At 38.0% G+C, this 10,921-nt stretch carries 11 protein-coding genes; 4 read left to right on the top strand and 7 right to left on the bottom strand.

Annotated features, from left to right (window positions below; translation table 11 throughout):
* Positions 1–361: 361 nt before the first annotated feature.
* The 6 genes from B7988_RS15030 to B7988_RS05465 form a co-directional block, all read right to left on the bottom strand.
* Positions 362–517 carry a hypothetical protein gene (locus B7988_RS15030; protein WP_170930541.1) on the bottom strand — a complete coding sequence of 52 codons (156 nt, stop codon included), beginning with the start codon at positions 515–517 and terminating at the stop codon, positions 362–364.
* Positions 518–659: 142 nt separating this feature from the next.
* On the bottom strand, positions 660–1,247 hold the full coding sequence (locus B7988_RS14865) for a hypothetical protein (RefSeq protein ID WP_141225575.1): 588 nt from the start codon (positions 1,245–1,247) through the stop codon (positions 660–662).
* Between the two features lie 91 nt (positions 1,248–1,338).
* Complete coding sequence (locus tag B7988_RS05480; protein ID WP_170930540.1) at positions 1,339–2,913, bottom strand: hypothetical protein; 1,575 nt, start codon at positions 2,911–2,913, stop codon at positions 1,339–1,341.
* 215 nt (positions 2,914–3,128) lie between these two features.
* On the bottom strand, positions 3,129–5,597 hold the full coding sequence (locus B7988_RS05475; protein WP_088657133.1) for a hypothetical protein: 2,469 nt from the start codon (positions 5,595–5,597) through the stop codon (positions 3,129–3,131).
* Complete coding sequence (locus B7988_RS05470; protein WP_088657132.1) at positions 5,598–6,770, bottom strand: portal protein; 1,173 nt, start codon at positions 6,768–6,770, stop codon at positions 5,598–5,600.
* A 242-nt stretch (positions 6,771–7,012) separates the two neighbouring features.
* A complete protein-coding gene (locus tag B7988_RS05465; RefSeq protein WP_088657131.1) occupies positions 7,013–7,366 on the bottom strand; it encodes a hypothetical protein in 354 nt (117 codons plus the stop codon).
* A gap of 110 nt (positions 7,367–7,476) precedes the next feature.
* On the opposite strand from B7988_RS05465, the gene yhdJ reads away from it, so the two are divergent.
* Genes yhdJ through B7988_RS05445 form a run of 4 tightly spaced genes read left to right on the top strand, consistent with a single transcriptional unit; the run spans position 7,477 to position 10,242 of the window.
* Positions 7,477–8,394, top strand: coding sequence for an adenine-specific DNA-methyltransferase (gene yhdJ / locus B7988_RS05460; RefSeq protein WP_088657141.1), 918 nt, complete (start codon positions 7,477–7,479; stop codon positions 8,392–8,394).
* Positions 8,394–9,545: a restriction endonuclease gene (locus B7988_RS05455; RefSeq protein WP_088657130.1), complete on the top strand. Its 1,152-nt coding sequence runs from the start codon at positions 8,394–8,396 to the stop codon at positions 9,543–9,545. Before yhdJ ends, B7988_RS05455 begins: the two co-directional genes overlap by 1 nt.
* On the top strand, positions 9,545–9,850 hold the full coding sequence (locus tag B7988_RS05450; RefSeq protein WP_088657129.1) for a hypothetical protein: 306 nt from the start codon (positions 9,545–9,547) through the stop codon (positions 9,848–9,850). The genes B7988_RS05455 and B7988_RS05450 overlap by 1 nt, the downstream gene beginning before the upstream one ends.
* On the top strand, positions 9,847–10,242 hold the full coding sequence (locus B7988_RS05445; RefSeq protein ID WP_088657128.1) for a hypothetical protein: 396 nt from the start codon (positions 9,847–9,849) through the stop codon (positions 10,240–10,242). The genes B7988_RS05450 and B7988_RS05445 overlap by 4 nt, the downstream gene beginning before the upstream one ends.
* A 169-nt stretch (positions 10,243–10,411) precedes the next feature.
* On the opposite strand, the gene B7988_RS05440 is transcribed toward B7988_RS05445, so the two are convergent.
* Positions 10,412–10,921, bottom strand: coding sequence for a hypothetical protein (locus B7988_RS05440; RefSeq protein WP_088657127.1), 510 nt, complete (start codon positions 10,919–10,921; stop codon positions 10,412–10,414).

The raw sequence follows: 10,921 nt of genomic DNA, 5'->3' as shown, positions 1-10,921 counted from the left end.
GGCAATGTAGCACTTTATTGTTGTGGATAAGTCGCCCGATAAGGAATGGCGAACTGACCATTAAAACAGGACTGTGTTTAAAATTTTAAACGAAAGGCGTCCTTTCAACACGAAAGTTCTACATAGCCAAGCATAACAACACACATAATTATAAGTGGTCGTGATTTTCTGAAACACTCCACACAATCACCAAACAGAAAACCACATTCGAGAAATCACCATTTATTTTTTTCATTGGTCGTTAAGTTCTCGGTTTCTGTTTTGGGTCGCTCTCGTTTGAAATGGGTTTTGTCATTGTGGATGGCGAAACCCTGTTTTTGTGTGGTTTGAAAGTCGAATTTGTTTTAGGCGACTTTGTGGTTTATTTTTCCATTTTCATTCGTTCCGTAAGTTTCGCCACATTTATGTTTAAGGCGTTAATCCCTGACACGATTTCGTCAAGTTTATTATTCAATGTATGGGTCTGTGCTTCAACGGCTTCTATGCGTTGTTTGAGCAAAGCACATTCTGTTTTCATTTCGTTGTATTCGTTGTTTCTTTGTGTGCCGAGTGTTCTTTCTTTGAAAGTATATGATTAGATAAACCACAGTTCCGCATATTATAGAAATGGCGTTATTTGAATTTAAAAGGGTGCTTATGATTTCTTCCATAATGACCTTCTATACATTGAATGTGAATGTAAACGAGATTGTCAAAGTTCCTGATTTGAGTGTGTTTGTAAGAGAGCGAACACCGTTCAGGTCTAAGTAATCGTTATGCTGAAGATGCCACATTCTGTTCATTCCGGCAACGACCTGACATCTTGAAGCGTCATAGCCCCAACACGCAAGTTCATTTGCGAAGTTTGCGTGTTCGCTCACGAAAACGATGGATGAACAAGTTATCGAATGAATGCCTGACAATGAGACTTTCAAACGAGCATCGTCTGATGAAGCGTAATCAACCCTTACAGGGCAAGTCGCTTGTGAACAGTTGGTATAAATGTGCGTCAATGTAAAATCTGAAGTACTCAAAGACTTTGGAACCCACAGTTCTGTATCTGTTCCGTCAAGCACCCTCGTAACATAACATTCATATACACCAACATCAGTAGAACTTGATGGAACATTGGCTGAAATTACATTGTTTGAAATTGTAATGTTATTTCCTGCCGTCAATATATCTTGTTTGTTGCCCAATACTCTTTGAATGTTTATTAAAGTTGCCGCAGTATTGGAAGCATAATTATTGAAATCGTCTGTCGCCAAAGCACCGAATGTTCGTTCTTGCTTGAAGTTTTTCGTTGTCGGTCAATGTCTGCGATGTGTTGGATAAAACCTTATTTATTTTGGACATGATTTAATCTCCTGAGAATTGAAGGAAATAAAGAATGTTTGCGGCATTGTTGAAAGACATATCGGTCGGGTCGTATAATCGCCCTTCGCTACAATAGCCATAACGGTTATAAGCCATCGTGTAATCGAACAAGTAATAAGCCGTATGTGTCTGACCAATTATTTCAAGCCCCTTATATACGACTTCCACATAATACAATGTGTTTCTTTGTAGATAGAGCGAACCTTCGCTTGTTTCTGTAAGTGGAAGCGTATAATGGCGATTTGAACCTTGTGTCAAGTTCGTATATGCTGTTTCACCAAGTTTATTTCCGTTCAAGTCGAAAATCCCTATTTGAATACAGCCGTAAAGTTGGACTGTTCCAACGGCAAAATCGACTTTGGTAACTTGACCTTTTGCGTCTGCCAATCGTTTATAAATGTAGCAGTTGTGGTTGTCGTGATTTCCAGGAGTGACATCGTGAACATTCCAAGGATTTGTTCCGTCATTAGCCGAATCTACGAGGTCAATGGTCGAAACAGAAAGTTTAGGGTCTGCCGTATCGGGTGTTAGAACATCCAAGTAAAGTTTTCCATTGAGCTTACTTATTTGAATGTCTGAATTTTCTGTCGCCTTTAAAACATCTTCCAAATAGCCTGCCGTAGAATTTGAATCGACAGCAACTTTGTCATTATCTCCTGAACCAACACCCACGACATTTTTGTCTATTCTATGGATGTGGAAGAAAAGAGAAGTTAGAGAAAAATTGTTGTTTGGCAAGTTTACGCTTGTTATAAAAGTGGAAGAAACATTCTGATCCCAACTTAATTCGTAAACATGAGTTCCAACGATTGAACAATCTACATTAGAAACTGTGTGTAATGAATCGCCTGTATAAATGCCAAAGTTGTAATAATCTTCGGTTGCCGTCGAATTAGAAAGTGTGGCTATGGCGGTAATATGGTAAACACCACCATTTTTTAAGGCTATGTTTGAATTAGAAACATCTATGTTTCCCGAAACCTTAACCCAAGTCGTTCCATTGCTTGTATAAAATTTGCCGTATTCGTTTGATTGTGAAGTTATAGACAAGTCAAAAATTTTGTTATTGGCTTGTGTGGTTTCCGTGACTGTTATAGAATGGTCGCTTGATTGAACAGAAACATTCGGCACTTGCTCAACGCCTGCGATGGTATAGATTGTATGTCCATCAGACGCTGTGGCTTCCTGAACGGTTATCGTGCCATCCGTGTTTTTCACTTCCGTTTTGGCGGCTGCTATTTGCGTTCTTAACAGATTGTCGTTATAAGCTCTATTTTGAATTTCTGTTTGAATGGAATTATAAAGGGCTTGGTTTCCGCTTGTTGAATCATAGAAACCATCTACCGCCCCCTTAGAATTTTCAGAGAAACCCAAGAAATAATTAACTTGAGAACCTTCTCGGCTTGATTGAACATCTATATATTCGTCACCTGTTATTGAAAATACATAAGTTCCTTCAATCGCTATGCCGTTTGTAGGTTGAATGTTGTCAGTCGTCCAAAGAAGGTTCTTGTCCTTATCGAAAACTTCCAATCTATAACAGAAATCGTTGTTCACATAGACAGTCGCCCTTCCGTTATTGTCGAGAATGATGTCGGTCGGGTTTAAGGTTTCGCCATAAGGATCCCTGTAAGTCTTTACAGGGTATTTTCCGTTTGTGTCGCTATGGTGATAAACATTCAGTATGCCGAGCCGTGTTTATCGTTCCATTCTTCAACATGAATTGAATGTTTGGGTCAAATAATAACTGAATCATTTTCAAACCTCAAAAATTAACCTGTATATTTTACGCTTGTATAAGGCAGAATGTCAAGACTTCCGTATTCTTCCATATTGCCCCAATCGTGATTATCTGAATCTATCGAGAACATAATCCTGAAATATGCTTCAGAAGAATTTTCCCAAAAAGCAGTTGTTTTTCGCGGTCTACAAGTCCAATGATAGCCACCGTCAAATTCATAATCTTTATTTGTTGCGAACGAATGAACGACAGCAGAATTTCCAAGATAATCGGGGCGGTGTCTTGTTGCGTGACTTCCCGTCCAATACATTTCCCTATAAAAACGAAGATTTACTTTTAAATCGTTCATATACAAGTCTTCATAATCCATTCTTTCGTCTTCGCCATCGTGGACAGCCTTTACAGAATGACCGGGAGCAACATAAGGAACTTCTTGAATTGTCGCATAGCCTTCAACACCGTGGGGATCGGCAACATTTATAATGCTTGTGAAATTTCCCATTGGATAATCGGGAATAACTTTCGGCCCGCTATTGCTCTTATAAAGCCAAGTATGGTGTGCGGGATATGGGTCAAGATAGAGCGTTGAACAGTCGTTTCGTGTGAATGTTCCTTCCCCAAGTGGGTCAGACCACGATTCAGGATAGATTGGATTCTTTTCTGTATTCAAAAAAAGATTTCCAATCCAGAAACAAGTAGATTTCACGCCTGTTCTATAAGGTTGATAATGTTGTAATAAATGTCTGCCACCTATTACACAGTTTTTCATAACGCTATAAATGAAATTTTCAGTTCCATTCAATAGAAAGTCCTGCGTCCAAACAGAACCCGAAACAGTCGTGTGTTCTATATCCAAAGCACCCCTTATAACGATGTCACCATTTACATTACAGTTTAATAAGGTCAAATCGCCCTTATATGGGTTTGTATTGTCACCAATAGCCCCCTGAGTAAGTCCACTTCCTATTGACGAATTAAAGTAAGTATTGACGGCACCAATTAAGCAAGAAACATCCTTATCGTGCTCCAATGAAGCGACCCACGAATCGGCAAGTGCTATTGAAACATCAGCGTCTTCATATTTCAAAGTTCCAATTTTACAGTCTGTCAATGCCACAGACAATGGATTTTGAATCCACAGCTTATCTATTACACAATGTTCAAACGCCGCTGTGTGTTCTATGCTTATATAGCCCATCGAACCGTTTTTATAGGTCATATTCTCACCAAGTAGCAATAATGCGACATTCGGGTTCTTTGGCAGACTTCGCCCCTGAAAGTCTATTGTCGTGTAACCACAATGATAAGCCGTCATCATAAAATTTGAAACGCTTTCAAAATTTTCGATGTTCACGGAACAAGTCGAAGCATCTACGCCATTGAAATTATAATGAGCTTTGAAAGGCCTGTCGGAAGCATCCATATTTCTTAAATAGAAGTTGGTTCCAACATCAAGCATTTTTTCGCCAATAAAATGGCAACCGTCAAAGGTTATGGAATAGGAATTCCCTGTATAGGCTATTGAGCCATGCCCGACGAATGTAATGTTTGAACAAGCGATGTTTGCGTTTTTCACGCTCGTTTGGCTCGCTAACTTATTGTAAATGTGGATTGTCTTTGCTCCTGAATAAAGCATTTGGAAAAGGTCGTAGAATATGAGCGAATCGACTTCTACATACCCACCGTTAAAATAAAAGTTCCCAATGGGTTTTGAATTTCTCGAACCCACAAACTGAATGTTCTTACAGGTTACCGTATGCGAAGAACCGAAATCCACTTGGTCTTCCAAGAGCAAAGTTCTGTATGTCGAATAATTCGTCTGAATGTTGTAATCACCCCTTTTCATTTTGATAACTTTGGGTGATAAAATCCTGTTGTCAGTTCCGTATTGGTTTGACGCTCCAAATAGAGCAGACATATTTTCCAAGTGTCCTTCATATACGCCATAATACTCCGATGGAATGTATGGGAGCGAATGAACAAGCAACCAACGCCCACCCGATTGAAGTCGTGAGCCGAACACCTGTCCGTTATCTATTTGGTCGTTTGAATTTTCATCCCACACATAAGTTCTAGCCCCACAGTCATCGTTTGTATGGTAGCCCACGACCGTAATCATTCCCAAAGAAGGGTCTGCGTCCGCTATGGATTCATAACCAAATAAAAACGAGTCCTGATTTCCACTTGAAATGTCAAACCCTGTATAATAGGTTCTATCGTCTGCCCACATACTTGGGCGTGTATCTGTTTTCGGGTCATCGTAATCACCAATATATTTTTCCTGATGAACCGTATAAATCTTATTTTCAAGTATCACATCGTATTCAAGAAAACCGTTTATGTCTGTATATACAGGATTTTCGCAAAGCACAAGTTGGTCGTTTTCGTCATAGACATAAATTTTATCAAGTTGGTTCGTGTCTTTCTGAAAGAATGAAATTCGACCGTATAAAGGTTTTCCAATTAAATCTAACCTTCTATCCTTATCAAAAGCAATCATTTAAGCCCCCAACTGATTTAAAATTTGTTCGTTGTTTTTCTGTTGTATCTTTGCGACCATTCGGGCGTTTTCGTTATTCTGTTTAAATGCTTCTTTTTCAAGTTCCATCGCCCTATTTGCGTCCTGATTTTCCATTTGGGCTTCAAGTCGCATCGCTTCTTTCTGTAAGTCCGTTTGGTTATCCATTTGAGCGACAATCAGGGCGTTTCTGTTGTTTTGTTCCATAGCAAGCAACTGAACATTGAGTTGCTGATTTTGGTTTTTAAGTTCTTGGTTCGCCTGTGCCATTTGTTGAATTTGGTTTTGGAACTCGATTTGCTGTTGCTGTATTTGTTGCTGTAATCGCATTACTTCAGGTGAAACGCCATTGAATATGGCTTGGTTAAATCGCCTTATAAATTGGTTGTCATCCAATGTTGAAGTAATCGCCCCGACCAAGTCCATTCGTTTTTCTTCAGGCACAAGTTGAGCCAACTGAATTAACTCGGCTCTTGCCACCTGTCGTTCCATTTGGTCTTCGGGACCCTGTTCTACGGTCACATCGACATCATAGCCGAGCAACTGAAAGAAAATGTGTCCTGCGGACTTAAACGATTCTTTTAGATTGTCAAAATAATTTCGGACATTGTTCGTGTATGATTTCGCATTTAGAAGTGCTTCTGTTGCGGTCATTTCCACTTTTTGATCGGGTATTCCAATAGATTCAACGCCTGTAATGGATTGGAGCATAGCCAAAGAATTTTGAAGGACAGTCGTTAAATCGTTGTATTGAATCGTCATATCTATGCGTGTAGGCGGTTCGTTTTTGTCCTTTCTGTCATCGTATTTGTTGTAAATCAAAAGTGGATTTATAGACTTGTCGAAATTCTTGAAGTATTCTTCATTTCCTTCAACAGCTTCTTTCGTTCCCACCCAAGCGTTCTTTGGGGATTTCGCCAAGCGTTCGCAGAGTTGCGAATAGCTGTAATCTATAAGTTTCTGTATTGGTTTAGATTGGGCAACAATGCCACGATGACTCAACTTGTCTTCTATGAAAATCTCTTCGCCATATACGGGGATTATGGGTAATCTATCGAGATTTAGAACGATTGGGTCTTCCAATAAATCCTTATTTAAGAGTTTATAAACCGTCACGCCCCCATTAGATTTCACATAATAGGTGATTAACGGCATGGATTGTTCGTCATACGAATCGGAAATGTCTATAAGTGGCTTATCGCCTTTTTCTGTTATGAAATCTTCACCGTATGTTTTCTTAATCCACGCTTTGGATTTAATGTCTATGATAATGGCTTGATTTGCGTCCGAACCGATCTATTTCAATGGAGTCGGGGTCATAATAGACCTTGGTCACATCGGGAATGGAATAGAGAACAGGAACAGCGTTTCCGTCCTTGTCATAATCTATGGATAAATTAAGAAATCCCAAACCATAGCCGTGTAGAATTTCGCAACGCCTGATATATGGACGCTTTGACGGCGGTGGTCGTTAAAAATCTGTTGGCTATATCGTTTAATGTTTCGTCAGTCGTGAGCCAAGAGTAAGGTGCTGATGAATACTGATTGACGATGGCTCTAATGGTGTTTGAAACGACATCGACCGGCATTTTAAGTCGGGATTTTCCAAAACGCTTGTTGTCGTTTTCGTCAAAGTGAGAACCACCTAGAAAAAGTCTATCGTCCTTTATTCTGTCGTAAAAGTCGCTGAAATAATCGTGAGAGCGACTTTCGAAATCCTTAAATTCCTTCAATAACGCTTCGTCTATCATTTAAAAAACCTCAAAAAATGCGAAACACCATTATATAAAGGGGTGTTTACATTCTATTTATGACAAAATATGTATTAAACTTTTTTATCATTAGCAGAAAGAGGCTTTTCATGAAACAAGAATCGTTAGAATACTTTAAAAAAGGGTCATCTCAAATCATTCATGGCGATGCTATTGAAGCATTAAATAAAATAGAAGACGAATCAATAGATTTAATCTTTGTTGACCCCCCATACAACATTGGAAAAAATTTTGCGGGTTGCCCCGACAAATGGAAAAAGGACGAAGATTATTTGAGTTGGTGTTACAGTTGGATTGATTTGTGTATAAAAAAGTTAAAGCCGTCAGGTTCGATGTATATCATGACTTCAACTCAATTTATGCCCTACTTTGATTTACACATTAGGAAGCAAATGACGATTCTTTCAAGAATCGTTTGGTCGTATGACAGTTCAGGAGTTCAAGCAAAAAGTTTCTACGGTTCAATGTATGAACCGATACTCTTTTGCGTAAAGGATGAAAAAAATTACACATTTAATGCCGACGACATTATGGTAGAAGCCAAAACAGGCTCGAAGCGAAAATTGATTGATTATAGAAAGAATCCGCCTCAACCATACAATACAATGAAAGTTCCCGGTAATGTATGGGATTTTCCAAGAGTTCGCTACAGAATGGAAGAATACGAAAACCATCCTACGCAGAAACCAATAGCCCTTCTTGATAGAATTATAAAGGCAAGTAGCAAAAAAGGCGATGTTGTTTTGGACCCGTTTTCAGGCTCCTTTACCACATGTTTTGTTGCCGATTCGTTAGAAAGAAAATTTATCGGTGTTGAATTACAAGAAGAATATATCAAAATAGGTTTGAGGCGTTTGGGAATTTCTAACGAATACAAAGGTGAAAATTTACAGCCTTTACAAAAAACATTTAAACATAAAGAAAAAGACGATAATCTCAAACAAGAAAAGAAGTCTAATCGAAAGAAGAAGGACGAAACCTCTTTAGATCTGTTTGGAGGCAAATAATGAGTCAGCCGTTCGAAAATACAATAAAAGAGTATTTAAAATCTGTGTATGGCAAAAACTCCGCAGAGGTTCTTCAACACAGTTATTTACTTCAATACCTCGTTCACAAAACAAAATCAGCAAACAAAGGTTCAAAAGCGAGAGGCAGTTTTGGCAGTTTATACGCCATATATGTTATCGTTGAAGATTATATCCAAAAAGGTTTCTTAAAAAAAGGTGGCTATTCAAATTATGAGGGAGCCATATTTTCAAATCTTTTTAAACGACAAAGAGAACTTCCATTTGGAGAAAAACTTCAAAACCACGCTTTAAACCATAGAATGAACGAAGAATTCATGAAATTCTTTCCTATTGAAGGCATCGTTCCTCCAATAATGAGAAATCGTGAAACACAGCGTTATTGGGTGAATGAAAATTATTTAAAGTTCAAAGTCAATGGGAAAGAAATAAACATCGCAAAAGACATTATTGAAATCATCAATAAATATATAGAAACAAAACGAGACGCTTTTTCACAATTCATTGAACAATGTAAGCAACTTCAGACAATAGGTTCAGCAAAAGAAAAAGAAGTAAAAAATTTTATCATTGGTCTACTTTCTCCAAATGTAGATGCCCGGCTATTCGAAATTGTAAGTTATTCCATTCTTAAGTATTATTATGACGGTCAATCAATATATTGGGGCTATTCGTTAGATGAAATCGAGGAAGACAGCCTCAAACTGTATAAAACAGGACGAACAAACGCAAATGATGGCGGCATTGATTTTGTGATGAAACCGCTTGGTCGTTTCTTTCAGGTTACAGAAACCTTAGATTTCAAAAAGTATTTTTTGGATATAGACAAAATTGAAAAATACCCCATATCATTTGTTATAAAAACGCTTGACCCAGAACCACTCATTCGCCAAAAATTGTCTTCAGATGCGTTGAAAACTTATGTAATCAAAAGCGTTGTTAAGAAGTATTTGAGTTGTATTGAAGAAATTATAAACATTCCTATTTTGTTAGATTATTTCAACTCCGTTGTCGAAGATGGTAAATTGGATGATGTGCTAAATGAAATCATTGTTCAGAGTAAAGTTGAATTTAATTATACTGATTCTGAAGATGAAGAGGAAGAAGAGGAAGAAGACATCAGGCTCTTATAATGGAATTCCTAAATGATGACGAAATCGAAGAACTTCACAAAGCGGACTTTTTAGAGACCGTCCAAGATGACATAGACGATTTGATGTCAGGTCGCATTAAATCGCCCGAGCACTTGGAAGCTGTAAGCACATTACTTGACAAGCTCTTGAATTTATCTTCTAGCGTCGATTTTATTTCGGAAGCAAGCGAAAAGAAATTATATAACTTGGTCAATTCAAAATCTATTGAGGAACTTAAAGCGATTTTTGATAAGTTAGATGATTTTCAAAAGTGGTTTAATGAAAATTTAGAAGGATCCTTATGAAAAAGATTTTGTTTTTTTGCTTGCTTCTGTCGGTGTTCACTTACGCAACTGTTTACACATTTGAAGTTGACGGCTGTAAAGTCCAATTCAATACATTTACAAAAGATTTTAAAGCGACTGATAAATGCTATTATGCTGTTAAGTTTAACGAGAAATGGACTGAACATTATGTAGATATGTGGTGTGAAGTTAATCCGAATTTCAAGAAATGGGAAGATGTAGACCGGTTCACTCTTCTATATGTTAAAGGTCGCAATGAATTTATTTTTGGTGCTGATAAAAAATTACTTGAAGATTACACCATAAACGATTTTGCGGTAGATTTGAACAGTGGAGTTTTCTTTCGTTGCCATCTATCCAAGCGAATGACTTTGACTTCAAACGATAAGTAAAAAAAAAACAGGGCGAACAATCGCCCTGTTTCTGTATTGTGATTTGATGATATGCGACACCCACGCCTATATAATAGGTGGCATGTGTATCGTTCTATATATGTATTCAGAACCAAGATTCTTTTCAATCTCGCCAAACGCATAAACCCAATAACAACTGAAATGCTCATCAAGATAACCGCCACTGCGAATTTCTGTTTTGAGCCTTAACAGGATTTTGTGCTTTATACTTGTTCAAAAGGGCTTGGGCTTTCGCTTCAAATCCATTTTGGTCGGCAACATTATAGACCACGACCAAAGTCGCATTCGGGAAAATCTCGCCATTGGCTTTTAGATTTCTGAAACGCTGGAGGGCATCATGCGACGCTCCTACTTTGACCGTTTTTATATTGTCAATAATATAGACTTGACCGACATTGACATTAGACGCATCGTAATAAAGCTTTTCTATACGCTCCATAAGGTCGATAATGTCAAAGACTCTATTTCTCTTTTTTTGAAGAATATGTTTGAACAACGGGATAATTTGGGAGTGTTTACAGTTCTTTAAACACGGTCCACCGAAGTCGTTCACATAATACCTTTTGAAAATCACATTTAAAAGACGATGGAAGTCCCTACATTCGTTTTCGTTAGAACAAGTGATGTCGCCAATGAAAACAAAATCGTTCAGGTTCAC

The sequence above is a fragment of the Fibrobacter sp. UWB1 genome (genome assembly GCF_002210325.1).
Lineage (GTDB): Bacteria > Fibrobacterota > Fibrobacteria > Fibrobacterales > Fibrobacteraceae > Fibrobacter.
Note: the sequence above shows the minus strand (reverse complement) of the source record. Positions and strands in the feature narration are given on the sequence as shown.